Below are 25492 nucleotides of genomic sequence, written 5' to 3' on the forward strand. Positions count from 1 at the left end.
AGCGACAAATGAAACAGTATGGTTTTTATTTCGACTCAACAAAATGCACAGGATGTAAAACGTGTCAGGTGAGTTGTAAAGATGAGAAAGACCTTGATTTAGGGCCTAAATTTCGTCGGGTATATGAGTTTGGTGGTGGTAGTTGGCAGCAGCAAGAGGGGATATGGCAGCAGAATATTTATAACTACTATCTATCAATTTCCTGTAATCATTGTTCTAACCCAACATGTGTTGAAGGTTGCCCAACAGGGGCGATGCATAAACGTGAGCAAGATGGGTTAGTCGTGGTAGATCAAACCATTTGTGTTGGATGCCGTTACTGCGAGTTACGCTGTCCATACGGCGCACCGCAGTATGACGAAAAGAAAAAATTGATGAGTAAATGCGATGGATGCTATGAACGTGTCGAAAAAGGGATGAAACCGGTGTGTGTTGACTCCTGTCCACAACGTGCATTGGATTTTGACGATATCAATCTTCTACGTGAGCGTCATGGCAATATTAGCGGGGTCGCCCCCATGCCAAATCCGTCTCTTACTCATCCTAACATTGTGATTAAGCCGCATAAAGATGCTAAACCTTGTGGTGAAAAGAGCGGTAAATTACAAAATCCAGCAGAGGTATAATATGCACGAACTTCCACTCGTTTTTTTCACCGTATTGGGGCAGTCAGCGGCAGGTTTATATTTGTTGGCGTATGCAAGTCGAAAACTGGGCATGTTGAGCGAAACCCAATTGCGTCATTCCAATATAGCGGCATTTGTCATTATGATCATTGCGCTAGCCATCGGTGGGCTACACGTTGGGCAGCCTCTGCGCTTCTTTAATATGCTTTTAGGTGTAGGCCGTTCACCAATGAGTAATGAAGCTTTGCTTAGTGGTATTTTTGTTGCTTTTGGGGCAGCAACTTTATTATTCACCTTGTTTATTAAAAATAAAGCGCTGAGTGAACTGTGTAATGTTGCCACGGTTATTTTTGGTTTGGCATTCGTATGGTCAATTCCTCAAGTGTATAATATTGCCACGGTAGCGAACTGGTTTACTGTTTTCACGATATTACAAATGTGGATGACACTGTTAGTGGCTGGTGGCGCATTAGCGATTTTATTCGGCTCTCTGCGCTTGGGGGCGATGGCATTTTTGATTGGCTCAATTATGATTTTTGCCACTCGTGCAGCTTATGTCGCATTTTTAGGTGAGACAGGGCCTGAAATTAGTGCCGAACAAGCAGGTTTTTGGAGCTTCCAGTTAGTCGTATTAGCGGTGATGCTGTTTGTTTATCCGGCTCTGTTGTATCGCGGAAAAAATTCATCCGTCATATTAGGTCTCGGTGCGCTAGCGGTTATTTTAGCGGAGTTATCCGGTCGAATTGCCTTTTATAATTTGTGGCAAATAACAATGTAATCGCTTGTTAATTACTATGATAATAAATGCCTATGACTTGATTGCCATAGGCATTTTATCTTTATGGCTTACGAGCAACTAAAATTGCACGTAGTGGTGCGGGGTAACCTTCGATAGTTTTAGTTTTATCATTTGGGTCTAAAAATTCAGCCAGTGAATCTGTTTTCATCCACTGTGTGCGGCGTTGCTCTTCCAAAGAGGTGACTTCTTGGTCAACAATTCGCACATCAACAAAACCACATTTTTCTAACCAAACTTTGAGCATTTTAGCGGAAGGAATAAAATAGACATTACGCATTTGGGCGTAACGGTCACCGGGGATCAAACACTGAAATTCATCCCCCTCAATAACCAGGCTCTCTAATACCAATTCGCCTTCACTCACTAATTGGTTCTTAAGTTGCCATAAATGGTCGAGCGGTGAGCGGCGGTGGTAAAGGACACCCATTGAAAATACGGTGTCAAATGCCTTCAATTCGGGCAGTTGTTCGATACCTAAAGGCAATAAGTGAGCACGTTGGTCATCACCTAATAGTTTTCTGACGGCTTCAAATTGACATAAAAATAGTTCAGTTGGGTCGATACCAACAACAAATTTGGCATCTTGCCCTAACATACGCCACATATGGTAGCCACTGCCACAACCTACATCTAAGACATAACGGTCTTTGAGTGATGAAATATGAGGTAGTACGCGATCCCATTTCCAGTCTGAGCGCCACTCAGTATCAATATTCACGCCATAGAGAGAAAAAGGGCCTTTACGCCATGGCATTAATTGTTCAAGAATATTATTCAGACGTCGCGTTTCGCCAGCAGTGAGCTCGGGTTCACGCGTTGCTGTCACGCTATTGCGTAAATCCAAATGGGTAGGCGCCATAACAGGTAGGTTATCTAGCATTTTTTCCCATGAGGAAAATCCACCGTGTAACCCTCGTTTTTTCCATTCTGAAAGTTGTGCCGGAAGCGTTTCAAGCCAATGGCTTAGAGGGCCAACTGCAATTTGTTGGTAAAAACGACCAAAATCAATCATGTCTAGGCCTCTTTAACCGCTAACAGTGAACCAAAATTAAAGCACTGGAACCAAACTTCACAGTGAGTAAAACCGACACTTTTTAAACGCGCTTTATGGGCTTCAACAGAATCTGTGAGCATCACATTTTCTAACATACTGCGTTTTTGGCTAATTTCTAATTCACTATAGCCATTCGCCCGTTTGAAGTCGTGATGCATATTGAACAATAACTCACCGATTTCCTTGTCTTCGAAGTTGAATTTCTCCGAAAGCACTAAAATACCGCCGGGTTGTAGCCCTTGATAAATCTTACTGAGTAATAATTGGCGATCTTCTGGGTTGAGAAACTGCAAGGTGAAATTGAGCACAACCATGGAAGCGTTTTCAATATTTACATCGCGAATATCGCCTTCGATAACATCAACTGGTGTGTCGGCACGATACGCATCAATATGGCGGCGGCAACGTTCAACCATTGCAGGGGAGTTATCAACAGCAATAATTTTGCTTTTTTCTACTGTAATATTACGCCTTATCGATAAGGTTGCGGCACCTAAAGAACAGCCTAAATCGTAAACATGGCTGTTGGGTTTGACAAAACGACCCGCTAGCATGCCAATCATCGTAATAATATTAGAGTACCCTGGCACGGAGCGTTGGATCATATCAGGGAATACTTCAGCAACTTTTTCATCGAATTGCCAGTCACCAAGGTTAGCGATAGGCGCAGAGAAAAGGCGGTCTTTTGAGGTTGGATCCGAATTTGACATAAGTTCTGTATTAAGCAAAAACAAAAGTAGTGGAGGATTGTATCAGAAAGGCAGTCTACTGAAAATCAATCCATAAGCAATGAAATAATAAGCGGCACATTAATAACTCGTGCCGTTACAGAGAATAAAAACTAAAGATTAAATGAAACGATCTGCAGCCAAGGTAGGTAATAGGTATTGGCGATAACCATCAGTGTCATCGCGAGGTAAGTGGCTACCATGCCGGAGCGACGATATGAGTGGTCGTGATTTTTCAAGCCGTAAGAGTGCAGTAGTCGGCCTGCAATTAAGATCAAACCACAAATATGAATCATCCATACTTGGGCGCCATTCATTTCCATTAAGAGCAATAAAATTAAAGCAATGGGAATGTATTCGATGGCATTACCATGAACGCGGATGGCGGTTTGTAATTCATAAAAACCGCCATCGCCATAGCCTATACGGTATTGGTTACGCAGCTTCACAACATTTAAGGATAATCTAAGCAGCAGTAAGGCACCCAGTACAGCATACAAAGAGCTGACCATTTTTTACTCCACCATAAAACGAATCAAACTATGAAAACACCTAAAAATATAAGTTATAGTAATGGGTATTGACAATATTTTGTGAATTGTAAATCCTAAAAAGCGGTTAGACAAATGAAATCACAACTTTTTTGAGTCAGTCTTACACTCTATTTAATCAAACCTTCTTTTTTTAAGCGAGTTAAAATAGTCACCGCTGTGCTTGAGCAACGAGGTAAATCGTGAATGCTAAACCAGTCTAATTCTGCAATCTCAGCAGCGGGTTGTGGCTCCCCAGTATAGTCGGCAAAGTAACAACGAATACGGACGAGTGTTCCATCTGACTTACCGTCCGCTGGGCCAATAAATTCGCCATAAAACCGGATAGAGCCGACAATTAAGTCTAGTTTTAACTCTTCAGAAATCTCACGGCAGAGCGCTTGCTCATCACTTTCACCTTGCTCACGTTTTCCACCGGGTATATAAAATAAACTTTTGTTATGGGAACGCACCATTGCAATTTTGTATTCGGATAAGGTGATTAACCCAAGCTTATCGATGATTTTAACACTCATAATAGGGACACTCTGTTACTTATCGATGCTTAAAGAATTATGGTTATAAGAGAGTCATTAAGTAAATTGATAAAATTACTTAATGACTTAAACTATATTGTTTGAAATTTATTTTTTATCAACGATTTTTACCAGCTCGTAACGAATACTAGGTGCATCAGCGGGTGGGTTTGGTACATCGAATTGCTTCACTTGCAAGGTGTAAGTGTAGCCAGGTTGGTATTCGAAACCTTGAATTGAGCTATAAAAAAGTTGCCAATCATCATTTGGATTTTCTTTCACTTTCATACACTTCATTGGGGCGACACCCATGCAATCAGCAAGTGAAGAATCAACATAAAACGTTTTTGTATTATCAGTCTCTGCGGGGTTCATATTTTGGCATCCTGCAAGTAATACGAACATGGAAGTAGCGAGTAATAATTTTTTCATTGGCAATCCTTAAATAGCAGATGATGATGAATTCAGCGTGTATCTATAGATTGCGATTATAGCAAACTGAAAAAGGTAACGATTCCGAAATAGAAATATTCATGATTAAAGCGATATTTATTAACCAATAATTGAATTGGAATACATTAAGCGGTGATATTTCACTCAAAAAGGTATCGAACTAATAAAATAAACCTTTGCTGCAATATGTACATGGTGCAGATAGTCCCTTAAAATTGATAGGGTCATCGTGATAGACGTCTATCTCGTTATTCAATTTTATTGTTGTTGATTAGAAAAACAATAATTGATGAAAATATGATTAAAAACAAAATGGTTTACGCGTTATGTAGAATACGTAACTATTTGTCTAACAGAATTTCCTGTATAATGTCTGCCTTTTTGACATTCTGAATTTTCAGCCCGTGTTTCGCAGATAAATAGGGTTCAGCAAAATGCCAAAATCCCGCAGCAAGCAAAAGCACAACAGCTGAGTAAAAGGATATTGTATGCGTACTAATTATTGTGGGCAGTTAAACATCGCTCACGAAGGCCAAAAAGTCACTCTTAGTGGATGGGTAAACCGCCGTCGCGACTTAGGTGGTTTGATTTTTATCGATATGCGTGACCGTGAAGGGATCGTGCAAGTTTTCTTCGACCCCGATCGTAAAGACATATTTGAAAAAGCGTCAGAACTGCGCAATGAGTTCTGTATCCAAATCACAGGGACTGTACGCGCACGTCCAGATAGCCAAAAAAATAAAGATATGGCAACGGGCGAAATCGAAGTTTTTGCTGAAGAACTGAATATTTTCAATAAGTCAGAGCCGCTACCATTAGATAGCAACCAAACGAATACAGAAGAGCGTCGTTTAAAATATCGCTATTTAGATTTGCGCCGCCCAGAGATGTCTGAGCGTCTGCGCACACGTGCCAAAATCACCAGCTTTGTTCGTAACTTTATGGATAACGAAGGGTTTTTGGACGTTGAAACGCCAATGCTAACCAAAGCAACACCAGAAGGTGCTCGTGACTATTTAGTGCCAAGTCGTGTTCATAAAGGTAAATTCTACGCATTACCGCAATCACCACAACTGTTTAAACAATTGCTGATGATGTCAGGCTTTGATCGTTATTATCAAATCGTAAAATGCTTCCGCGATGAAGATTTACGTGCAGACCGCCAACCTGAATTTACTCAAATCGACGTTGAAACTTCATTCATGACCGCAGAACAAGTGCGTGAAATCATGGAACGCATGATCCGTAACTTATGGTTAGAGGTTAAAGGCGTTGATTTAGGCAATTTCCCCATCATGACCTTTGCGGAAGCTATGCGTCGTTATGGTTCAGATAAACCAGACCTGCGTAACCCGATGGAGCTGGTGGATGTTGCTGATATCGTTAAAGATGTTGAGTTCGCGGTGTTCTCAGGTCCAGCGAACGATCCGAAAGGCCGTGTCGCAGCGCTGAAAGTGCCCGGCGGCGCAGCAATGACCCGTAAGCAAATCGACGAATATGGTCAATTTGTTGGTATTTATGGCGCAAAAGGCTTAGCTTGGATGAAAGTCAATGATCGCGCTAAAGGCCTTGAAGGTATTCAAAGCCCGGTCGCAAAATTCTTGAATGAAAACGTGATTAACCAGTTACTAGACCGTACTGGCGCAGTTGATGGCGATATCTTGTTATTTGGTGCGGGTGCGAAAAATGTGGTGACCGACTCTATGGGCGCATTGCGCTTGAAAGTTGGCCGTGACTTTGAAATCACTAATTTGAATAGCTGGCAGCCACTATGGGTGATTGATTTCCCTATGTTCGAAGAAGATGGCGAAGGCGGCTTAACGGCGATGCACCATCCATTTACATCACCTAAAGACTTCACTCCAGAAGAGTTAGCAAGCAAGCCTGAAGAAGCCGTTGCTAATGCGTATGATATGGTTATCAATGGTTACGAAGTCGGTGGTGGTTCAGTCCGTATTCACCGCAACGAAATGCAACAAACCGTATTTAGCATTTTAGGTATTAATGAAGAAGATCAACGTGAGAAATTTGGCTTCTTATTAGATGCGTTGAAATATGGCACTCCACCACACGCAGGTTTAGCATTTGGTCTTGACCGTTTAGTCATGTTGTTAACAGGAACGGATAATATTCGTGATGTTATTGCCTTCCCGAAAACAACAGCGGCAGCTTGCTTAATGACGAATGCACCGAGCCATGCGAATCCAGATGCACTAACGGAACTCGCTATCGCGGTGGTTGCGAAAGACGAAGAGTAAGTTCAATGAAAAAATATAAGCGCCCGGAATCTGTATTAGTCATTATTGTGGCTCAAAGTAGTGGACGGGTGCTTATGTTACGACGTAAAGACGACCCAAACTTCTGGCAATCAGTGACTGGCAGTTTGGAGCCTGATGAAAAGCCGTATGAAACGGCGTGTCGTGAAATTAAAGAAGAAACCGGTTTTGAGGTTGAACAAAACCAGCTACAAGATTTGTCGCACAGTATCATCTTTGAAATTTTCCCGCATTTCAGGCATCGTTATGCACCTGATGTTACGCATTGCAAAGAACATTGGTTTAAAATGGTGCAAAGTGAAGAAAAAATGCCATTACTGACGGAACACAGTGAATTTCGTTGGCTAGCCCCCGATGAAGCAGCGAGCTTAACGAAATCCTGGAGCAACAGTCAGGCTATTTTAGAATTTGCTGTTTAATTATTTATTGACGTTTTTTGGAGATATTTCATGGCAGGTCATAGTAAATGGGCCAACACCAAACACCGTAAAGCGGCACAAGATGCTAAACGCGGTAAAATTTTCACTAAAATTATCCGTGAATTAGTGACTGCAGCTCGTTTAGGCGGTGGTGATCCCGCAACTAACCCGCGTTTACGTGCGGCTATAGATAAAGCATTATCTAACAACATGACCCGTGACACCTTAAACCGTGCTATCGCACGTGGTGTTGGTAATGATGAAAATGATAATATGGAAACCATCATTTATGAAGGTTATGGCCCAGGCGGAACGGCTGTTATGGTTGAATGCTTAAGTGATAACCGTAACCGTACTGTTTCTGAAGTGCGCCACGCATTCACTAAAACGGGTGGTAATTTAGGTACAGACGGTTCCGTTTCTTACTTATTCACTAAACGTGGCGTGATCACTTATGCACCAGGCGTTGATGAAGATGCCATAATGGAAGCGGCATTAGAAGCAGGCGCTGATGATGTTGAAACTTATGATGATGGTGCAATCGATGTTTACACAACGCCAGAAACGTTTGGTGAAGTGAAAGATGCATTAGATGCTGCGGGTTTCACCAGTGACGCTGCAGAAGTATCGATGATCCCATCGACTAAAGCGGAGTTAGATGCAGAAACGGCACCTAAATTATTACGCCTTATTGATATGTTAGAAGATTCAGATGACGTACAGGAAGTTTACCACAATGGTGACATTTCTGACGAAGTCGCTGCCACACTGTAAGTCGTGAGGCACTAAATGGCGGCATAGTCATTTAGTATAATCCGCGTAGAGAAAGCGGGCTGGCGCAGCCTGTTTTCTCTAACGCCTTCGATGCTTTCCTTCCTTTTATTCGCTATACTTGGCTAAGTATCAGTGCCATAACTCGCCTTTATTATCACTATTCTGAATGTTTGATTTGATATTCAAATAGCTATTTAATTGAAATTGATAGTATTATGAAGCTTATTAGAACAACATGGTTAATATAAAGAGGCATAAGTAAATTTATATGGCGATTATTTTAGGTATTGACCCTGGCTCTCGCGTTACGGGATACGGTGTTATTCGCCAACAAGGCCGGCAACTACTGTATTTAGGTAGTGGATGTATTCGTACCCAAGTTGATGATTTACCAAGTCGTCTGCAACGAATTTATGCGGGTGTCTCGGAAATTATCACCCAATATCAACCTGATGTGTTATCTATTGAACAAGTTTTCATGGCGAAGAATGCGGATTCTGCATTAAAACTCGGTCAAGCTCGAGGCGTTGCAATTGTTGCGGCTGCAAACATGAATATCCCCGTATTTGAATATGCAGCTCGTCAGGTCAAACAAACGGTGGTAGGCACAGGAGCCGCAGATAAAAGCCAAGTACAACATATGGTTAAATCGATTCTGAAGTTGTCAGCGAGTCCACAATCTGATGCGGCAGATGCTCTGGCAATTGCGATTACACATTGCCACTTCAATCAAAACCTTTTAAAAGTTGGCGATCCACGGTTAGTTTTAACGCGTGGTCGTTTAAGATAGCGAGTTTATCTTAAACAGAATCGCTTATTAATAAATAGCGTGCAACTGGATATGCATCCAGCATTTTTTGTGGTATAAACAACGGTATTAATGATAATAAACCAACCTGTTCAGGGTTTAGAGAGCAATAGAGGGCTTCAATGTGATAGGTCGTTTACGTGGTATTGTTTTAGAAAAGCAACCTCCAATCGTATTATTAGAGCTACAAGGTGTCGGTTATGAAGTCCATATGCCGATGACTTGTTTCTATGAATTACCCGAAATTGGTCAAGAAGCGATTGTTTTTACACATTTTGTTGTACGTGAAGATGCCCAATTATTATATGGCTTTAACGATAAGCAAGAAAGGGCGCTATTTAAAGAGCTGATCAAAGTTAATGGGGTTGGCCCAAAATTAGCCCTAGCAATATTATCTGGAATGTCTGCTCAACAATTTGTTTCTGCGATTGAGCAAGAAGCTATTGCATCACTGGTCAAATTACCTGGAATTGGTAAGAAAACGGCAGAACGTTTAGTGGTCGAAATGAAAGACCGCTTCAAAGGCCTAAATGGCGATTTATTTAATCAAAATAGCGACATTAACCTGCCAAGTGTTAACAGCAAAGTGCCAAGCATGGCAGATATTGAGGCGGAAGCCGCTGCTGCATTGATTGCTTTAGGCTATAAACCACAAGAAGCAAGCCGCATGGTGAGTAAAGTCGCAAAACCGGATAGTGACTCTGAAACATTGATCCGTGATGCCCTTCGTGCCGCACTTTGATTGAGAGACGTTGAATATGATTGAAGCTGATCGCCTAATAACGGCTGAAGTATTACAGTCAGATGAAGAAGCTATTGACCGTGCGATCAGGCCAAAGCTATTGAATGAATACATTGGTCAGCCTCAAGTTAAAGGCCAAATGGAAATCTTTATTCAGGCAGCTAAGATGCGAGGCGATGCACTTGATCATTTGCTAATCTTTGGCCCACCTGGGCTAGGTAAAACAACGTTGGCAGGGATCGTTGCGAATGAACTCGGTGTTAATCTACGCACAACTTCAGGGCCTGTATTAGAAAAAGCTGGCGATTTAGCGGCTATGTTAACTAATCTAGAACCCCATGATGTCTTATTTATTGATGAAATCCATCGATTATCTCCAGTTGTTGAGGAAATACTTTATCCCGCAATGGAAGATTACCAACTAGATATCATGATAGGTGAAGGGCCTGCTGCGCGCTCTATTAAAATTGATCTTCCCCCTTTCACATTAATTGGTGCAACGACCCGGGCAGGGTCACTCACATCGCCATTACGTGACCGCTTTGGTATTGTGCAACGCCTAGAATTTTATCAGGTCGATGATTTACAACATATTGTCAAACGTAGCGCCCAATATATGGGGCTAGATATCACCGAAGAAGGTGCGTTACAAGTTGCTATGCGATCGAGGGGGACACCACGTATTACCAACCGCTTGTTACGTCGTGTACGGGATTTCGCTCAAGTAAAAGGTGATGGCTCAATTGATGAGCTAATTGCTAATCAAGCATTAGACATGTTAAATGTTGATGCGGCAGGCTTTGATTATTTAGACCGTAAACTATTAGTGGCAATTATTGATAAATTTATGGGCGGTCCTGTTGGTGTTGATAACCTTGCAGCTGCCATCGGGGAAGAGCGTGAAACCATAGAAGATGTTTTAGAACCTTATCTTATCCAGCAAGGTTTTATTCAGCGTACCCCTAGAGGCCGAATGGCGACGGTTCATGCATATAACCACTTTGGTTTAACCCCTAAAGAAATTTAATTATATTAAATAAAAATGGCCCCAACATTGAAAGCAATGTTGGGGCCATTTGCATCAAAAATTGTATGTAACAACTGAAATTATGTAGCTCATGGCTTAAATTAATTTTTCACTTTTATTACTAAGCTAAATACGAACAGAATAGCGGATACCAACACCACAGACGGCCCTGCAGGAGTATCGTAAAAAGCCGAGAATGCTAACCCGCCAGTCACTGCGATCATACCAATTAAAACAGCGATAAAAGCCATTTGTTCAGGTGTGCGAGCAAAACGTCGCGCTGTTGCCGCTGGAATAATCAATAAAGACGTAATAATTAACGCCCCGACAAATTTCATTGCAATACCAATTGTTAGTGCGGTAACTAACATCAGTAATAAGCGTAGCCTTTGAATATTAATCCCATCAACAAAAGCCAGTTCAGGGCTAACCGTTATCGACAAAAGTGCCCGCCAACGATAAAAAAGCAACCCGCAAACGACAATAACGCCAATAAAAATCGTTATAATATCCTCATAGCTGACTGAAAGTAAGTCACCAAACAAATAAGCCATTAGGTCAACTCGGACATTAGCCATTAAGCTCACAACAACTAAGCCTAGAGAAAGTGAACTGTGCGCCATAATACCCAGTAGCGTATCAACGGCAAGTTGTGGCCGTTTTTCTAGCCAAACTAAAATTAAGGCCAATAACAATGTGACAGCAATAATGGCATAGAATGGGTTGATATTTAATAGAAGCCCAAAAGCGACACCTAGCAATGAAGCATGGGCGAGTGTATCGCCAAAGTAGGACATACGGCGCCACACAACAAAAGAGCCTAGAGGACCTGCCGCAATGGCAAGTAGCATACCTGCTATCCAGCCGGGTAATAGTAACTCAATCATGTTTGCAGTCCTTGCTGTGTTGGTGACCAACAATAATATTGCCTTCTAAATCGTGTTGATGATTATGTTGATGGCGGTATACACCGAGTTGTTGAGCACCGCGATAACCAAACATTGCCACAAACTCAGGGTGGTTTGAAACAACGTCTGGTGCGCCAGAACAGCATATATGGCCATTAATGCAAAGTACTTTATCTGTTTTTGCCATTACGAGATGTAAGTCATGGGAAACCATTAATACTGCACAATTTAGTTCTGTTCTTAACTGATTGATTAAGTCGTAGAGAGCAACTTGACCGGTGATATCAACCCCTTGAGCAGGTTCGTCAAGTACTAGCAGGTCAGGTTTATTGAGTAGGGCACGAGCGAGTAAAACGCGCTGAGTCTCACCGCCTGATAATTTTTGCATCGGTTGTTCGAGTAAATGCGTCGCCTTGACCCTCTCGAGGGCAGGCAACAAATGCTCTTTACGGACACCAAGCTTTAATAACATAAAGCGTTTAACCGTCAAAGGGAGCGTCGTATCTAAGTGAAGTTTTTGTGGAACATAACCAATAGCGAGAGAAGAAGGACGCGTAATGGTACCTGATGTAGGGGCAAGTAGCCCAAGTACAACACGTACAATTGTTGATTTTCCAGCGCCATTTGGGCCTAAAAGGGTGACGATATCACCTTTATTCAGTTCAAAGGTAACATCGTTAAGAACCTGTTTTTCGCCAAATGAAACAGAAATTTTATTTAAAGTCAGTAATGGTTGCATATGAAAAACATCTTGCAGAATTCATGTTGTGTTATATTATAACATTTCAAAGTTAAAATCACGGAAAAAGACTGCTATGATACATAAATCGAAAAACATTGCCTGCAAATTTCTTTTCGGGGCGGTGGCGAGCTCAGTATTAAGTGCAACTATGGTATCAACTGCTAATGCAGATGTTGTAACGTCAATTCGCCCACTGGCCTTTATTGCCGCGGGTATTGCTGACGGTGTCACTGAGACGCAAGTTTTATTACCAGATGGTGCTTCGCCTCACGATTATGCACTTAAACCTTCTGATTTGAAAAAAATTAAACAGGCTGATTTATTTGTGTGGGTAGGGCCTGATATGGAAATGTTTTTACAAAAGCCAATCAATACATTACCACAGAATAAACGCCTAGCATTGGCTGAGCAGAAAAACATTAAGCCACTACTTATGGCGGAGTCACATGAAGATGAACACGACCATGAACATGGAGATGAAGCTAACCATGACAGGGATCACGAACATCATCATCATGGTGAGTATAATATGCACGTTTGGTTATCACCAGAGATCGCAAATTTTGCTGCGCAAGACATTTATGGACGCTTAGTAGAGCTTTATCCTGACCAAAAAGATAAGCTAGACGTAAACCTTCGTAAATTCAAAGAAAATATGGCGCAAAATGATCAGAAAATTGCTAAGATTTTGCAGCCAGCTAGAAACAAGGGTTATTTCGTTTTTCACGATGCTTATGGCTACTTTGAAAAACACTATCAACTCGCTCCTTTAGGGCATTTTACGATAAACCCAGAAATACAGCCAGGCGCGCAAAAATTACATCAAATACGAACACAATTGGTTGAGCATAAAGCGCAATGTGTTTTTGCTGAGCCACAATTCAGGCCTGCTGTGATTGAAAGTGTAGCACGTAATACGGGGGTGAAAATGGGAACTCTCGACCCATTAGGGATTGGGCTGGCTATAGGGCCGGATAGCTACATGAAGTTTTTGACTCAATTATCAGAGCAATACGCCAGCTGCCTGGATTAAAAATAGAAGGAATTGTTTAAGTGCAGCAAATGGCCAAGAGTCTGGTTCAGGTATATGGTAGCCTGTCTAGAACACATAAGATTGTATTAAGTGCGCTCACTGTAGCGACTATGGCCGTCGCAGTTTGGCGGCCAGTTCATATACCAACGACGACTGAAAATGATGGAACACCAGATACCATCATTCCGCTTTCATTATTACCTGCAAGTGATGCAACCGACGATATAATTCAAGATAGTAGTGAGCAGCTGCCTGATGAAGGCCTCGCTGATACTGACGCTGAAGCCGCAGAGACAGGTGGGGCTGCAGCCCCTCTTGCTCATGAATATGTTGTTGCAAGTGGTGACAATTTAACGACTATCTTAACTCAATTCGGTATTGAAGCGGGTGATGTTGCAACGCTATCCAATCAACATAAGTCGCTGAGAAACCTGAAAATAGGCCAATCTTTAAATTGGTCGTTAACTGATCAAGGTGAATTAGAATCATTGACATGGGAAGTTTCTCGCCGTGAGACCCGTGTATTTACCCGTGTTGGAACGACTAACAAATTTGAAGAAGCCAAACAAATTCGCGAAGGTGAGTGGACTAACAGTGTTTTAAAGGGCACGGTTGACGGTTCATTTGCACAAAGTACAAATAAAGCTGGCTTAACACGCAGTGAAGGCCGTGAGGTAATTAAAGCCTTGCAATGGCAAGTTGATTTTAAAAAATTGAAAAAAGGCGATAAATTCAGTGTGTTAATGAGTAGGGAAATGCTGAATGGCCGTAGTGAACAGAGCCAACTCATTGGTGTTCGTTTACAAACAAATGGAAAAAGCTATTACGCTTTTCGCGCTGAAGATGGGCGATATTATGATAGCGAAGGGAATGGCTTAGAGCGTGGTTTCTTACGATTTCCAACCGCTAAACAATTTAGAGTTTCTTCACAATTCAACCCTCGACGAGTTAACCCAGTCACTGGGCGTGTAGCACCACATAAAGGTGTGGATTTCGCAATGCCAGTCGGCACGCCAGTACTTGCAGTAGGTGATGGTGAGGTCATTGTTTCAAAATACAGTGGTGCAGCAGGTAACTTTATTGCGATCCGCCATGGGCGTCAATATACCACGCGTTACATGCACTTACGCCAGTTATTGGTTAAGCCAGGTCAAAAGGTTAAGCGCGGTGATCGAATTGCACTATCGGGCAATACTGGGCGTTCGACTGGGCCTCATCTACATTTTGAAATGTGGGTCAATCAACAAGCGGTAAACCCACTCACTGCGAAATTACCTCGTTCTGGTGGTTTGACAGGGAAAGAGCGTAAGGAATACTTAGCGCTAGTAAAAGAAACGAAACCACAACTTAAACTACAGTAACTTAAGTTTCCATTTATATCGCTGGCAGGTACTTGTATCTGCCAGTTTTCTTTGTAATGCTCCCATAAACTATTATAAGCTATAGAAATATGGCTATTATTCACTTGAGTACAGCATGAATAAAGATCAAGACACTGATAGTAAAAAAGGCTATGTGCCAACGTTTCACCGCTCTTACCTTTTACCTAGATATTGGGGAGTGTGGTTAGGGGCTGGTATTTTAGCAGGATTAGCTTTCATTCCAGTTAAAGTCCGTGACCCTTTATTGGCTAAAATAGGGAAATGGGTGGGGCGACTCGCAAAAAGTGGTCGTCGTCGCGCTAAAATTAACTTACTTTACTGCTTTCCTGAATTGACAGAACATCAACGAGAAGAATTAGTTGATCGAATGTTTGAAACTGCACCACAGTCCTTTGTTATGTTGGCAGAGCTATGTCTTCGTGGAGCGAACAAAACGCTAGCTAGAACGCATTGGCATAATCAAGAAGTTATAGAACGTTTAAAGCAACAGCAAAGTAATGTTATTTTTATGGTACCACATGGGTGGGGCGTTGATATCCCTGCGATGTTATTAGCAGCCAAAGGCCAGCAAATGGCTGCCATGTTTCATCACCAAAAAAACCCCGTTGCAGATTATTTATGGAATAAAGCAAGATACCATTTTGGGGGGCGCTTACATTCAAGAGAGGCGGGGATTAAGCCTTTCATTGCTTCTGTTAGGCAAGGCTACTGGGGGTTTTACTTGCCTGACCAAGATCATGGTGAAGAGCATAGTGAATTTGTTGATTTTTTTGGCACATATAAAGCAACTTTACCTGCAATCGGTCGGCTAATGAAGGTATGTAAAGCGAAAATTGTGCCACTATTTCCTGTTTATGACCATAAAACGCATCAACTGCATATTTATATCCGTGAACCGATGGATGATATCGATGGAAAGGATGATAAATATATAGCACGAAGAATGAATGAGGAGCTGGAGTATCTGGTTGCTCCGAACTTAGAACAGTACACATGGATATTAAAATTATTGAAAACGCGAAAAGAGGGAGAAATAGAACCTTATCAGCGAAAAGATCTCTATCGTTAGTGCACTTAAATACAGAATCAATTTTAAACCATTACTTTTTAGTAATGGTTTTTTTATCTAAATGTGTACATTTATAGAAATACCTCTTTGAAAGTCAATGATTTTAAAAATGGTGTACGATTATCCGTAATAGAAATTTAGAGTAATATATTAATAATTGATAGTGATTTCATTCCTCTTTAGATATGTCACTAACTTTTTGTAAAGTAGTGATAAAAGTAAGTAGCGTATATTTTTTATTTATTTAGCAGTAATCATAAAAATAAAGCACTCATATTAAAAATAATTCTTTACCTATCAAAAAAAATAACGTAAACACGCTTAAAAATATGAACAAATACCAATCATTATGTATAATCACTTATTGGTGACGTATAAAATATGTTTCGATATTTTGATTACATAATAAAAGTAACTCCCAGATGAATACTTGGAGGCTTAATGGAAAAAACTCGAACTACGTTAGACCAATGGGTAACTTTACAGGCGGTAGTTGATTATGGTGGTTTTGCTCAAGCTGCTGAAATTTTGCATAGGACGCAATCATCAATTAGTTATACCATCAGTAAATTAGAGCAAACATTGGAAATTGAAATATTTTTTTTAGAAAAACGCCGTGCAGTATTAACTAAACAAGGAGAACAACTATTAGCGTTATCGAGAGAGGTAATAGATAAAGCTATTTCACTAGAAGAAGTTGCTAAGTCATTCAACCATGAACGAAATAATAAAATAAATATTGTTATAGATTCCCTATACCAAAGTGATGAAATACTCGAAAAAGTTGGCGTTCTAAGCCGCTACAGAAAAGACTATAATCTTGATTTTCATCAGCTTTCACTAGCCAAGTCAGATATATTTACACTTGAAAATTATGATTTACTAATTACTCATCATTACATTGAATCGTTAAACCCCATATTTCTTGAACAAGTTGAAGCTATATTTGTAACCCATCCAAATCATGAACTCCAACATTGCGTAGTTGATAATGTATTGGAATTAATGAAAAAAATGACGTTAATTTCGTTGGGGACTACAGATATAGATAGGGCAAGAAGCATTCAAACCATCCATGTTTCTAATGTGGCATTAGCTATTAAATTAACTGAAAACTCCCTCGGGTATTTATGGTTACCTAAAAATTTAATCCAGAAAGAATTGAATAATAACTCATTAAGAGAGCTAAAAACACCAAATAAAAAATCATTCTATAGTTTTTATATGTATGTTAATAAAAACTCGATGGCGAATGAAATTTTAAAATATTATCTAATTGATGATGAAAAAGGTAAATGAATGCTGGAGATAAATATAAATATTTTAGATGTAATTTAAAAAGATTCAATGTATCCATGTGTTAACTTAATTAAAAGTAAATGATATATTTTCCTCGCTCACCAGAGTGAGTAAGCTATTTATTCATAAAGCAATGATTAATTATTAAAGAACTATATTATAGGAACTATTATGAGTATTCTAAAAAAATCCCTAACAGTAATAGGGATTGCTTTAGCTGTTACATCTGCGCCAATTGTATTTGCTTCAGGTACAATTAACTTTACTGGGGAAATAACTGACATAGCTTGTACAGTTGATAGCAACTCCAAAAATTTAAATGTTGACCTTGGAAAGGTATCTGTAAAGAGTTTAGCCACGCAAGGTGAAGTGGCAGGTTTAAAAGATTTCACGATTAAACTTGTAGATTGTCCAGCAAATTCCAAAGTAACTGTACAATTTAGTGGTACACGTGATACTTCAGACCGTGATATTCTTGCCATTAACCAAGCTGCTGGTGTTGCAAATAATGTCGGTATAGCCTTATTTGAAAAAGATGCAACAACACAAATAAAATTATTTGAAAATTCAAAACAGGTTGAACTCAATGGTTCAACAGTAGATTTAGATTACGTTGCTCGCTATAAAGCGACAGGCGTAGCCACTGCGGGTCCTGTTAATAGCAGTGCAGTATATAGCATTCAATACCATTAATTAGTGGAGGGTGACAATGTTTGCCCTCCTTCTAGCATCAATATTATGGTTATTTTTATGAGAAAAATATTTTTTTCAATCTGTATATGTTTACTTTCTATTTCTAATATCTCTAAAGCATCAGGCATTAGTGTCGGTGGAACACGTTTTGTCTATGAAGAAAATAAACGTGAAATTGATATTCCGATTTTTAATAGCGATAAAGAGAAGCCTTTTTTAATTCAAAGCTGGGTTTCTCTCTTTGAAGGTGAGGGGAAAGCGCCATTTATTGCGACTCCACCATTATTTCGCATTGAACCAAATACACATGGTTCAGCTAGGATTTCATACATAGGTGAATCTATTGGCTCAAATATAGAGAAAATTTATTTACTGAATATTAAATCAATACCACCGAAAGATGATAGTATTGAAAATGAATTACAGATAATTATAAACTCACAATTTAAACTATTTTTAAGGTCGAAAGATATAGCGTCTTTTGATTTTGAGAAGGTTTTTTTAGTTGAGAAGCCAGATGGAATTATGATTGATAACCGAACCCCATACCATTTGTCAATAAAAAATATAATTGCTAATGGTGAGATTGTTGATGGCGCCAGATTAATATATCCATTTAAAAATGATTATATTCTTAAGAAAAAAATGAGTAAGGGTAATTCAATAGTTGTTGAGTTTATTAATGACTATGGGGCTCTCATAGAGAAAAAACTAATTAAAAGTATCTAAAATGTCAGCTTTCCATATCAAGAGTCGGCTTATCTATACTGAAGTTTTCACTGCGGTCAGTATTATATTATATGCGAGCAATATAATTGCTGAGGATATGTTTGATATTAATGCGATTAATACTGGAATTGAAAATCAAATTGCTGATGTAAATAGTTTAGGCTATCTATCTTCTGCAGGAGGACAATTACCTGGTGATTATTTTGTTGATATTTACATCAATGATAAACTGGTTGATAATAAAACAATTACATTTGTATTTGATAATAAAACTAAAAAATTACGTCCTAAGATAACAAAAAAAATGCTGTTAGAATGGGGCGTGAAGAATTCTGCGAGTGAAAGGTTTTCATCAAGTGTAGAAAATGAATATTTAAGAAATATCGAACAAGTTATTCCTAGTGCTAACTATCAATACAAATTTGAAATGAAAAAATTGCTAATAAGCATTCCACAAATTGGACTAAAAAAGACAAGTCGGGGTTACGTTGAAGTAAATGAATGGGACGATGGAATTAATGCAGTATTTGTTAATTACACAGCAAGGTTTAATCAGTATTGGTATCAAGATAGGGACAACAGAGATAACTTATTTTTAGGATTAAGAAGTGGTATCAATATAAATGCTTGGCGTTTACGTAACTATAGTACATATAAAAAAATAAAAAATGAAAAAAATTGGAATCATTTACAAACTTATATAGAACGTGATATTAGACGTTTAAATAGTCGATTAACCATAGGGGAAACATCTTCAGATAACGGTGTGATGGAAAGTAACCCTTATCGTGGGGTGAGATTAGCATCTGATGAAAGTATGCTACCTCAAAGTGAAAGGGGCTTTGCACCAACAGTGAAGGGTATTGCTCAATCAAATGCGATTGTCACGATCAGACAAAATAGTCATATAATTTATCAAACAACAGTACCGCCGGGCGAATTTTCGATTAATGATTTATATCCAACGTCATTCAGTGGTGACCTTGACGTCACTATAGAAGAAACTAATGGGATAGTCAGGTCGTTTATTCAGCCATTTTCAGCAGCACCGTTGATGCAAAGAGCAGGCGCGTTAAAATATAGTGTGGATATTGGTAAATATAATGTTGATAGTGCACGGCGTAAGCCTAATTTTACACAAGTATCAGCAGCTTATGGGTTACCATGCAATTTATCTGTTTATGGCGGTTTTTTAGTTTCTCAAGACTATCAAGCATACACAATAGGTACCGGAGTCAATTTGGGTAATATGGGGGCAATATCGACAGATATTACACAAGCATCGACAAAATTGATTGATAAAAATAAGGTAGAAGGGCAATCGTATCGGGTTCAATATTCGAAATATATTTCTGATACAGGAACTTCTTTTTCTTTAGCCGCATACCGTTATTCAACGAGGAATTATTATGATTTTTCTGATTCGAATAATTATTTTTATCATATAGGGCGAAAAAAACAACAGTTTCAGGCGTCAGTTTCTCAATCATTTAATGGAATAGGTTATTTATCGGTGAATGGTTATCAGCAATATTATTGGGATAAACATGGTTCTGATACAAATTTAACTGTGAGTTTTAGCTCTAATTATAATTCGATGAATTACAGTATTGCTTATTCTTATACTAAACAAGAATACTCAAAAACAAATGATCAAATGATGTCATTGAATTTAAATATTCCTTTTTATTTAGGAAGAAATAATAATTGGGCCAATTATAGCTATAACACCAGTAAAAATGGTGACTCTATTAGTTCATTAAGCTTTAATGGTACGCAGTTAGAAGATAACAATTTACAATATGACCTAACACAGCGTTATAACCATAATCGTGATGAATACAGCAACTCGGTCAGTACAAACTATATCGTTTCATCGGGGGAATACAGCGCAGGTTATAACAATGACCCTAAATATCACTCTATCGACCTTGGTGCTACAGGGGCGCTATTATTGCATTCTGGTGGAATAACGACCTCACGTACGATATATGATTCAGCAGTACTCATAAAGGCAGAAAATATTGATAATTTAAAAGTAAATAATGCACAGTCACTTTATACGAATTCGTCAGGTTTTGCAGTAATTCCTACTGTTACTCGCTATGAACGAAATAAAATTAGTGTCGATACTGCAACATTAAGTGGTCACAATGATATTGCTATCAATACAGCGACAGTTGTGCCTACCAAAGGCGCAATTGTATTAGCCAATTTTCAAGCAAAACGTGGCGCTAGAGTACTATTAAAACTGGAACATGCAAGCAAACCGATTGCATTTGGTACACAAGTTTCTGTTATAGAAAATGAAAAGCACGTGACAGGAGGTATTGTTGCAAATGGTGGCGAAGTTTATTTAAGTGGCGTCCCAGAGAAAAGTGTCATTATTGTGAAATGGGGGAATAACCATAATCAGCAGTGTAAAGTTCCACTTTTACTTTCATTAAAAAATGAAAAAATTCAGATTATAGAACGAACTTGTGAATAGGAGTCGTCATGAAGAGTTTAGGATTAAAAATCGGCATTTCGTTACTTTTATATTTATATTCACAATTCGGAATTGCAGAATTTAGAGCTGAATTTACCAATCAAACTGTTTATTCGAATAAAACACTTTATGTCTCACGGACATCACCTGTCGGTACATTCATTGGTTCTGTTGATTTAGGAACCCATTCATCATGGGTGTGGTGGAATGTGACAGGTAATACAGAAGTTGGAATATATTTATTAAGAGGATTAGGAAGCTCAAAGCATATTTCTGGTGTAGGTTCTGTCAGAGAAGTGGATAGCTCAGGTGTGGGTTATGCTTTACATGGTACAGTATTAAGCCCTTGTTCTGGTTCTGCGTATGTAGATGGAGTAAACACGAAAGATGGAAATATGAGTAATAGGATAATCTGTGGGTCTAATGCATCTTCAGCGTTGTATGCGGTAAAGCTAAGGGCGGATTTTTATAAACTGAGTAATTATGTTAAAAGCCAAACTTTACCAACAACTAATGCTGCAATGCTAATTTTATTTCATAATGGTTTTATTACTACAGATTTATATGGCAAAGGTGAACCAATAGTCAATATGGGGCCAATTAATATTATTTCGAGTGGTTGCGAGGTTAAAAATAAGTCAATAGATATATTCTTCGGTAAAGTCAGCAAATCGTCATTTACGGGTGTTGGCTCAACGAGTCCAGAGAGTAAGCAAAATATTCAAATTCAATTAGATTGTGACCCGATATCACCCATAAAAATGACGTTTATTGGAACTCAAGATACAAGCCAAACACCAGGGACAATCGCACTGAATAATTTAACTGATGAAAATACAGCGAAGGGTTATGGGATCCAAATAAAATACAACGGCCTACCAATAAAGCTTAATCAGTTAATGCCTATCGTTGAAAATAATAATGCAGGTCAATATAACATTCCTTTAGAAGCCGCTTATATTCAAACACACACAGCAACAAAGGCCGGAAAGGCAAACGGTACGTTGCAATTTAATTTACAATACCATTAAGTTCAACTCGCTCGACATGTCGCATCAGCGTAATGAAGAGCTTAACTTTTTTGCATAACTTTTTTTTTAACCATTATTTTGCGCTTTATCTTAACTCATCAATAACCTGAGGTAGGTTATAATTAGCTTTTTCAATAAGTAAGTTGGGGAAGACTATGGCATTTGATCGTATGGATTGGCACTACGGTGGTGATTATCCTGCAGAACTACCTACTGTGAATGGAGGCACCCATATTGGCTTTTATTTGACATGGATTATTCATAATAATTTAGTCGGAGAATTTCATGTTGAGGAATCAGCGGAAGAGCTGGAATTAGTTAAAACTCGAAAGCTCGATGGACGTGAATTTTTGATAACAATGTGTGATGAAAAATTTATAGATGAAGATTTAAGTGATGAGGGCAATGCTTTTACTCAGTTCTATTATGCAGCAGAAGAGAAAGGCTACTTTGAAGATTATGAACGTGTTCTTAAAGGTAATTTACCGACAACTTACCATATAGAAAACTCATGGGAAAATTACGATAAAATTGCACCCGTAATTAGCGAAGCATATATCAAATGGAAACAGGGTCAAGACTAGATAGAGTATTAATATAAAATAAAGCCCCCACCCATAGGCGAGGGCTAAACAATTATTCGACTTCTAGAATACGACAAGTATTCGTGCTACCGACCGTGCCCATTAAGTCACCTTGGGTGACAAGCACCACGTCACCACTCATTAAATAGCCGTTATCACGCAAACGCGTCACGGCCTCGTTGGCAGCCGCAATACCATCTGTGTGGGTACTACAGAAAACGGGAGTAACACCACGGTAGAGGGAACATTGATTAAGCGTTTTTTCATGACGAGACATTGCAAAAATCGGTAAGCCAGAGCTGATCCGAGACATCATACGAGCAGTACGACCAGACTCAGTCATTGCAATGATAGCTTTAACCCCTTTAAGGTGGTTAGCTGCATACATTGTTGACATAGCAATAGCTTCCTCTGGGCTGCTAAACTCTGCTTCTAAACGGTGTTTAGATATATTCAGACCAGGCATTTTTTCTGCGCCAAAACAAACTTGCGCCATCGCAGCGACAGTTTCTGCGGGGTACTGGCCTGCAGCTGTTTCAGCGGAAAGCATAACGGCATCAGTACCATCCAACACCGCGTTCGCAACGTCCATAACTTCGGCTCGCGTTGGCATTGGATTAGTGATCATTGATTCCATCATTTGTGTTGCGGTTATAACAACACGATTTAATTGGCGAGAACGGCGGATCAGTTTTTTCTGGACAGCGACTAATTCTGGGTCGCCAATTTCTACACCGAGGTCACCACGAGCAACCATAACAACATCAGAGGCAAGGATAACTTCATCCATGACTTGATCATTGGCTACGGCTTCTGCTCGTTCTACTTTAGCAACAATTTGACACTCACAACCGGCATCGCGAGCCAAACGGCGTGCATAATCTAAATCTTCACCTGAACGAGGGAATGAAACGGCTAAATAGTCAACATTAATTTTTGCTGCGGTTTTTATATCTTCTTTGTCTTTATCTGTTAATGCCTCAGCAGAAAGGCCACCACCGAGCTTATTAATACCTTTATTGTTAGATAATTGACCGCCAACAGTAACTTCGGTAAACACTTGTAACCCTTTGACTTCGAGGACTTTTAATTGAACTCGCCCATCATCAAGAAGTAAAATATCGCCTGGAACCACATCAGCAGGTAAACCTTTATAGTCGATACCCACTTTATCTTGGCAGCCTTCACCTTTGCCTAAGTTGGCATCAAGAATGAATTTATCACCAATATTTAGGAAAACTTTACCATCTTTAAACGTGGAAACTCGAATTTTAGGACCTTGTAAATCGCCGAGGATCGCAACATGACGACCTAAACGAGCGGCAATCTCACGTACCTTATTAGCACGTAATTGATGGTCTTCTGGAGTTCCGTGGGAGAAGTTAAGGCGAACAACGTTGGCACCAGCATTGATAATTTTTTCAAGATTATTATCGCGATCGGTTGCTGGACCAAGAGTTGTAACAATTTTAGTTCTTCTAAGCCGTCTAGACATGTATTACTCCGTTGACCTGTAATGGTGTTGATAAAAGAGTGAAACCATTTCACTCCATTTCGAAACCTGTTTACTGCAAATAGGGATGCTGACACGAGCACAGCTATTATATACAGCCAATTTCTTAATGCTATCAGGTCTGCAAAACTATTAAAGCCTGAAAGCAAAGAAAAGCATTAAACCTGCCAATTTATTGTCTTTAGATGCTATCAAACCGCGAATCACGTAATGCTTCTTTGACGCGCTTCAAGTTATCTCTAAATTTTTCGCCTCTTCTTAACGTAAAACCTGTAGTTAATACATCAATTACGGCGAGCTGGGCCATTCTTGATACCATTGGCATATAGATATCCGTATCCTCAGGAACATCAATAATAATAGATAAGGAAGCGGCTAGGGAGAGTGGTGAGTTTTCTGAGGTAATTGCGATGACAGTAGCGTCGTTTTCTCGAGCTAAACGTGCCATGTCAACTAATGCTTTGGTTCTTCCCGTATGGGAAATGAGCACAATAACGTCTCCTTCAGTACTATTGATGCAGCTCATACGCTGCATGACAATATCATCGAAGTATATGACAGGAATATTAAAACGAAAAAATTTATTCATTGCGTCGTGAGCGACGGCCGCGGAAGCACCAAAGCCAAAAAAACTGATTTTCCGAGCTTGAGTTAATAAATCGACAGCACGATTAATTACCCCAATATCCAGTGTGTGTTTTACATTATCTAACCCCGCCATAGCAGATTCAAAAATCTTGTAAGTATAGGTATTTACTGTATCGGTCTCTTCTATATGGCGGTTTATGTAAGGCGTACCAGTGGCTAAATTTTGTGCTAATCGTAATTTGAAATCAGGGAATCCTTTCGTATCCATTTTTCGACAAAATCGGTTTACTGTTGGTTCACTAACATCGGCTAGTTGCGCTAGAGTAGCGATGCTGAGATGAATGGCATTTTGTGGCATACTTAGAATGACTTCAGCCACCTTTTTTTCTGATTTACTTAAAAAATCGAGACTTGTTTTCATTTGTTCTAAAATATTCATATAGCAAAAGCGCCTATTTCATCGAAAGGAGAAATTTTTGAGTCATCACGTTATCCTGTTGTTGATTTTAAATTTCTTACTGTGATGCTGTAATAAAGAGTGAAAATATACTATGTATGGTAGGTAAGCTATCTGAATACAGGTGATAGATAGCAGCTTTTTGTGAAACTTTGACCCGTATCTAATTTTCAGATTAGTAAACATCCTACTTATTTTGTTATT

At 39.4% G+C, this 25492-nt stretch carries 26 protein-coding genes; 17 read left to right on the top strand and 9 right to left on the bottom strand.

Annotated features, from left to right (window positions below):
* The first annotated feature begins 8 nt into the window (after positions 1–8).
* Both M1E86_RS08945 and M1E86_RS08950 read left to right on the top strand, forming a co-directional pair.
* Complete coding sequence (locus M1E86_RS08945) at positions 9–626, top strand: DMSO/selenate family reductase complex B subunit (protein ID WP_125891071.1); 618 nt, start codon at positions 9–11, stop codon at positions 624–626.
* Position 627: 1 nt separating this feature from the next.
* A complete protein-coding gene (locus M1E86_RS08950) occupies positions 628–1404 on the top strand; it encodes a dimethyl sulfoxide reductase anchor subunit family protein (RefSeq protein WP_213912792.1) in 777 nt (258 codons plus the stop codon).
* A 61-nt stretch (positions 1405–1465) separates the two neighbouring features.
* Here the strand turns inward: M1E86_RS08950 and cmoB are convergent, their stop codons facing one another.
* From cmoB to M1E86_RS08975, 5 genes are all read right to left on the bottom strand, one after another.
* Positions 1466–2437, bottom strand: coding sequence for a tRNA 5-methoxyuridine(34)/uridine 5-oxyacetic acid(34) synthase CmoB (gene cmoB / locus M1E86_RS08955; protein ID WP_213912791.1), 972 nt, complete (start codon positions 2435–2437; stop codon positions 1466–1468).
* 2 nt (positions 2438–2439) lie between these two features.
* Positions 2440–3189: a carboxy-S-adenosyl-L-methionine synthase CmoA gene (cmoA, locus tag M1E86_RS08960; RefSeq protein ID WP_125891074.1), complete on the bottom strand. Its 750-nt coding sequence runs from the start codon at positions 3187–3189 to the stop codon at positions 2440–2442.
* A gap of 131 nt (positions 3190–3320) precedes the next feature.
* A complete protein-coding gene (locus tag M1E86_RS08965; protein WP_125891075.1) occupies positions 3321–3719 on the bottom strand; it encodes an MAPEG family protein in 399 nt (132 codons plus the stop codon).
* A gap of 149 nt (positions 3720–3868) precedes the next feature.
* Entirely contained in the window at positions 3869–4273 is a 405-nt protein-coding gene (locus M1E86_RS08970) for an NUDIX hydrolase (RefSeq protein WP_213912790.1), read from the bottom strand.
* Positions 4274–4381: 108 nt separating this feature from the next.
* Positions 4382–4705, bottom strand: coding sequence for a DUF4377 domain-containing protein (locus M1E86_RS08975; protein ID WP_125891077.1), 324 nt, complete (start codon positions 4703–4705; stop codon positions 4382–4384).
* Between the two features lie 509 nt (positions 4706–5214).
* On the opposite strand from M1E86_RS08975, the gene aspS reads away from it, so the two are divergent.
* The 6 genes from aspS (at position 5215) to ruvB (ending at position 10772) form a co-directional block, all read left to right on the top strand.
* On the top strand, positions 5215–6984 hold the full coding sequence (aspS, locus tag M1E86_RS08980) for an aspartate--tRNA ligase (RefSeq protein ID WP_213912789.1): 1770 nt from the start codon (positions 5215–5217) through the stop codon (positions 6982–6984).
* 5 nt (positions 6985–6989) lie between these two features.
* Positions 6990–7421 carry a dihydroneopterin triphosphate diphosphatase gene (gene nudB, locus M1E86_RS08985; protein WP_125891079.1) on the top strand — a complete coding sequence of 144 codons (432 nt, stop codon included), beginning with the start codon at positions 6990–6992 and terminating at the stop codon, positions 7419–7421.
* Positions 7422–7451: 30 nt separating this feature from the next.
* Positions 7452–8195, top strand: coding sequence for a YebC/PmpR family DNA-binding transcriptional regulator (locus M1E86_RS08990; RefSeq protein ID WP_213912788.1), 744 nt, complete (start codon positions 7452–7454; stop codon positions 8193–8195).
* Between the two features lie 268 nt (positions 8196–8463).
* A complete protein-coding gene (gene ruvC, locus M1E86_RS08995) occupies positions 8464–8985 on the top strand; it encodes a crossover junction endodeoxyribonuclease RuvC (RefSeq protein WP_125891081.1) in 522 nt (173 codons plus the stop codon).
* A 142-nt stretch (positions 8986–9127) separates the two neighbouring features.
* Positions 9128–9745 (top strand): Holliday junction branch migration protein RuvA, encoded by a 618-nt coding sequence (ruvA, locus tag M1E86_RS09000; RefSeq protein ID WP_102140268.1) that lies wholly within the window; start codon positions 9128–9130, stop codon positions 9743–9745.
* A 16-nt stretch (positions 9746–9761) separates the two neighbouring features.
* Positions 9762–10772, top strand: a complete 1011-nt coding sequence (gene ruvB, locus M1E86_RS09005) for a Holliday junction branch migration DNA helicase RuvB (RefSeq protein WP_125891082.1) — start codon at positions 9762–9764, stop codon at positions 10770–10772.
* Positions 10773–10873: 101 nt separating this feature from the next.
* Here ruvB and znuB read toward each other — a convergent pair whose 3' ends face one another.
* Positions 10874–11659 carry a zinc ABC transporter permease subunit ZnuB gene (gene znuB / locus M1E86_RS09010; RefSeq protein ID WP_213912787.1) on the bottom strand — a complete coding sequence of 262 codons (786 nt, stop codon included), beginning with the start codon at positions 11657–11659 and terminating at the stop codon, positions 10874–10876.
* A complete protein-coding gene (gene znuC / locus M1E86_RS09015; protein ID WP_004910688.1) occupies positions 11652–12419 on the bottom strand; it encodes a zinc ABC transporter ATP-binding protein ZnuC in 768 nt (255 codons plus the stop codon). Before znuC ends, znuB begins: the two co-directional genes overlap by 8 nt.
* Before the next feature lie 76 nt (positions 12420–12495).
* Between znuC and znuA the strand changes: the two genes are divergently transcribed.
* The 9 genes from znuA (at position 12496) to M1E86_RS09060 (ending at position 22730) form a co-directional block, all read left to right on the top strand.
* Positions 12496–13455, top strand: a complete 960-nt coding sequence (znuA, locus tag M1E86_RS09020; protein WP_125891084.1) for a zinc ABC transporter substrate-binding protein ZnuA — start codon at positions 12496–12498, stop codon at positions 13453–13455.
* A gap of 20 nt (positions 13456–13475) precedes the next feature.
* The gene (gene mepM / locus M1E86_RS09025) at positions 13476–14816 is read left to right on the top strand and encodes a murein DD-endopeptidase MepM (protein ID WP_125891085.1); all 1341 of its coding nucleotides are present in this window, start codon (positions 13476–13478) and stop codon (positions 14814–14816) included.
* Positions 14817–14931: 115 nt separating this feature from the next.
* Positions 14932–15906 (top strand): lauroyl-Kdo(2)-lipid IV(A) myristoyltransferase, encoded by a 975-nt coding sequence (gene lpxM, locus M1E86_RS09030; RefSeq protein ID WP_125891086.1) that lies wholly within the window; start codon positions 14932–14934, stop codon positions 15904–15906.
* Positions 15907–16347: 441 nt separating this feature from the next.
* Entirely contained in the window at positions 16348–17205 is an 858-nt protein-coding gene (locus M1E86_RS09035; RefSeq protein ID WP_213912786.1) for a LysR family transcriptional regulator, read from the top strand.
* Positions 17206–17376: 171 nt separating this feature from the next.
* Positions 17377–17898 carry a fimbrial protein gene (locus tag M1E86_RS09040; protein ID WP_125891088.1) on the top strand — a complete coding sequence of 174 codons (522 nt, stop codon included), beginning with the start codon at positions 17377–17379 and terminating at the stop codon, positions 17896–17898.
* 57 nt (positions 17899–17955) lie between these two features.
* Complete coding sequence (locus tag M1E86_RS09045) at positions 17956–18627, top strand: fimbrial biogenesis chaperone (protein ID WP_213912785.1); 672 nt, start codon at positions 17956–17958, stop codon at positions 18625–18627.
* 1 nt (position 18628) lies between these two features.
* On the top strand, positions 18629–21115 hold the full coding sequence (locus tag M1E86_RS09050; protein ID WP_213912784.1) for a fimbria/pilus outer membrane usher protein: 2487 nt from the start codon (positions 18629–18631) through the stop codon (positions 21113–21115).
* Between the two features lie 8 nt (positions 21116–21123).
* Positions 21124–22146 carry a fimbrial protein gene (locus M1E86_RS09055; RefSeq protein WP_213912783.1) on the top strand — a complete coding sequence of 341 codons (1023 nt, stop codon included), beginning with the start codon at positions 21124–21126 and terminating at the stop codon, positions 22144–22146.
* 155 nt (positions 22147–22301) lie between these two features.
* Entirely contained in the window at positions 22302–22730 is a 429-nt protein-coding gene (locus tag M1E86_RS09060; protein WP_125894853.1) for a hypothetical protein, read from the top strand.
* 52 nt (positions 22731–22782) lie between these two features.
* On the opposite strand, the gene pyk is transcribed toward M1E86_RS09060, so the two are convergent.
* Positions 22783–24225, bottom strand: a complete 1443-nt coding sequence (pyk, locus tag M1E86_RS09065; protein ID WP_213912782.1) for a pyruvate kinase — start codon at positions 24223–24225, stop codon at positions 22783–22785.
* Positions 24226–24424: 199 nt separating this feature from the next.
* The gene (locus M1E86_RS09070) at positions 24425–25270 is read right to left on the bottom strand and encodes a MurR/RpiR family transcriptional regulator (protein ID WP_213912781.1); all 846 of its coding nucleotides are present in this window, start codon (positions 25268–25270) and stop codon (positions 24425–24427) included.
* Positions 25271–25492: the final 222 nt, after the last annotated feature.

The organism is Providencia sp. PROV200 (assembly GCF_049901995.1).
In the GTDB taxonomy this organism is placed as follows: Bacteria; Pseudomonadota; Gammaproteobacteria; order Enterobacterales; family Enterobacteriaceae; genus Providencia; species Providencia rettgeri_E.

Excerpts from the sequence above, each read along its gene's own strand:
- M1E86_RS08945 (WP_125891071.1), top strand. The coding sequence starts at position 9 with ATGAAACAGTATGGTTTTTATTTCGACTCAACAAAATGCACAGGATGT.
- M1E86_RS08950 (WP_213912792.1), top strand. The coding sequence starts at position 628 with ATGCACGAACTTCCACTCGTTTTTTTCACCGTATTGGGGCAGTCAGCG.
- cmoB (WP_213912791.1), bottom strand. The coding sequence starts at position 2,437 with ATGATTGATTTTGGTCGTTTTTACCAACAAATTGCAGTTGGCCCTCTA.
- cmoA (WP_125891074.1), bottom strand. The coding sequence starts at position 3,189 with ATGTCAAATTCGGATCCAACCTCAAAAGACCGCCTTTTCTCTGCGCCT.
- M1E86_RS08965 (WP_125891075.1), bottom strand. The coding sequence starts at position 3,719 with ATGGTCAGCTCTTTGTATGCTGTACTGGGTGCCTTACTGCTGCTTAGA.
- M1E86_RS08970 (WP_213912790.1), bottom strand. The coding sequence starts at position 4,273 with ATGAGTGTTAAAATCATCGATAAGCTTGGGTTAATCACCTTATCCGAA.
- M1E86_RS08975 (WP_125891077.1), bottom strand. The coding sequence starts at position 4,705 with ATGAAAAAATTATTACTCGCTACTTCCATGTTCGTATTACTTGCAGGA.
- aspS (WP_213912789.1), top strand. The coding sequence starts at position 5,215 with ATGCGTACTAATTATTGTGGGCAGTTAAACATCGCTCACGAAGGCCAA.
- nudB (WP_125891079.1), top strand. The coding sequence starts at position 6,990 with ATGAAAAAATATAAGCGCCCGGAATCTGTATTAGTCATTATTGTGGCT.
- M1E86_RS08990 (WP_213912788.1), top strand. The coding sequence starts at position 7,452 with ATGGCAGGTCATAGTAAATGGGCCAACACCAAACACCGTAAAGCGGCA.
- ruvC (WP_125891081.1), top strand. The coding sequence starts at position 8,464 with ATGGCGATTATTTTAGGTATTGACCCTGGCTCTCGCGTTACGGGATAC.
- ruvB (WP_125891082.1), top strand. The coding sequence starts at position 9,762 with ATGATTGAAGCTGATCGCCTAATAACGGCTGAAGTATTACAGTCAGAT.
- znuB (WP_213912787.1), bottom strand. The coding sequence starts at position 11,659 with ATGATTGAGTTACTATTACCCGGCTGGATAGCAGGTATGCTACTTGCC.
- znuC (WP_004910688.1), bottom strand. The coding sequence starts at position 12,419 with ATGCAACCATTACTGACTTTAAATAAAATTTCTGTTTCATTTGGCGAA.
- znuA (WP_125891084.1), top strand. The coding sequence starts at position 12,496 with ATGATACATAAATCGAAAAACATTGCCTGCAAATTTCTTTTCGGGGCG.
- lpxM (WP_125891086.1), top strand. The coding sequence starts at position 14,932 with ATGAATAAAGATCAAGACACTGATAGTAAAAAAGGCTATGTGCCAACG.
- M1E86_RS09035 (WP_213912786.1), top strand. The coding sequence starts at position 16,348 with ATGGAAAAAACTCGAACTACGTTAGACCAATGGGTAACTTTACAGGCG.
- M1E86_RS09040 (WP_125891088.1), top strand. The coding sequence starts at position 17,377 with ATGAGTATTCTAAAAAAATCCCTAACAGTAATAGGGATTGCTTTAGCT.
- M1E86_RS09045 (WP_213912785.1), top strand. The coding sequence starts at position 17,956 with ATGAGAAAAATATTTTTTTCAATCTGTATATGTTTACTTTCTATTTCT.
- M1E86_RS09050 (WP_213912784.1), top strand. The coding sequence starts at position 18,629 with ATGTCAGCTTTCCATATCAAGAGTCGGCTTATCTATACTGAAGTTTTC.
- M1E86_RS09055 (WP_213912783.1), top strand. The coding sequence starts at position 21,124 with ATGAAGAGTTTAGGATTAAAAATCGGCATTTCGTTACTTTTATATTTA.
- M1E86_RS09060 (WP_125894853.1), top strand. The coding sequence starts at position 22,302 with ATGGCATTTGATCGTATGGATTGGCACTACGGTGGTGATTATCCTGCA.
- pyk (WP_213912782.1), bottom strand. The coding sequence starts at position 24,225 with ATGTCTAGACGGCTTAGAAGAACTAAAATTGTTACAACTCTTGGTCCA.
- M1E86_RS09070 (WP_213912781.1), bottom strand. The coding sequence starts at position 25,270 with ATGAATATTTTAGAACAAATGAAAACAAGTCTCGATTTTTTAAGTAAA.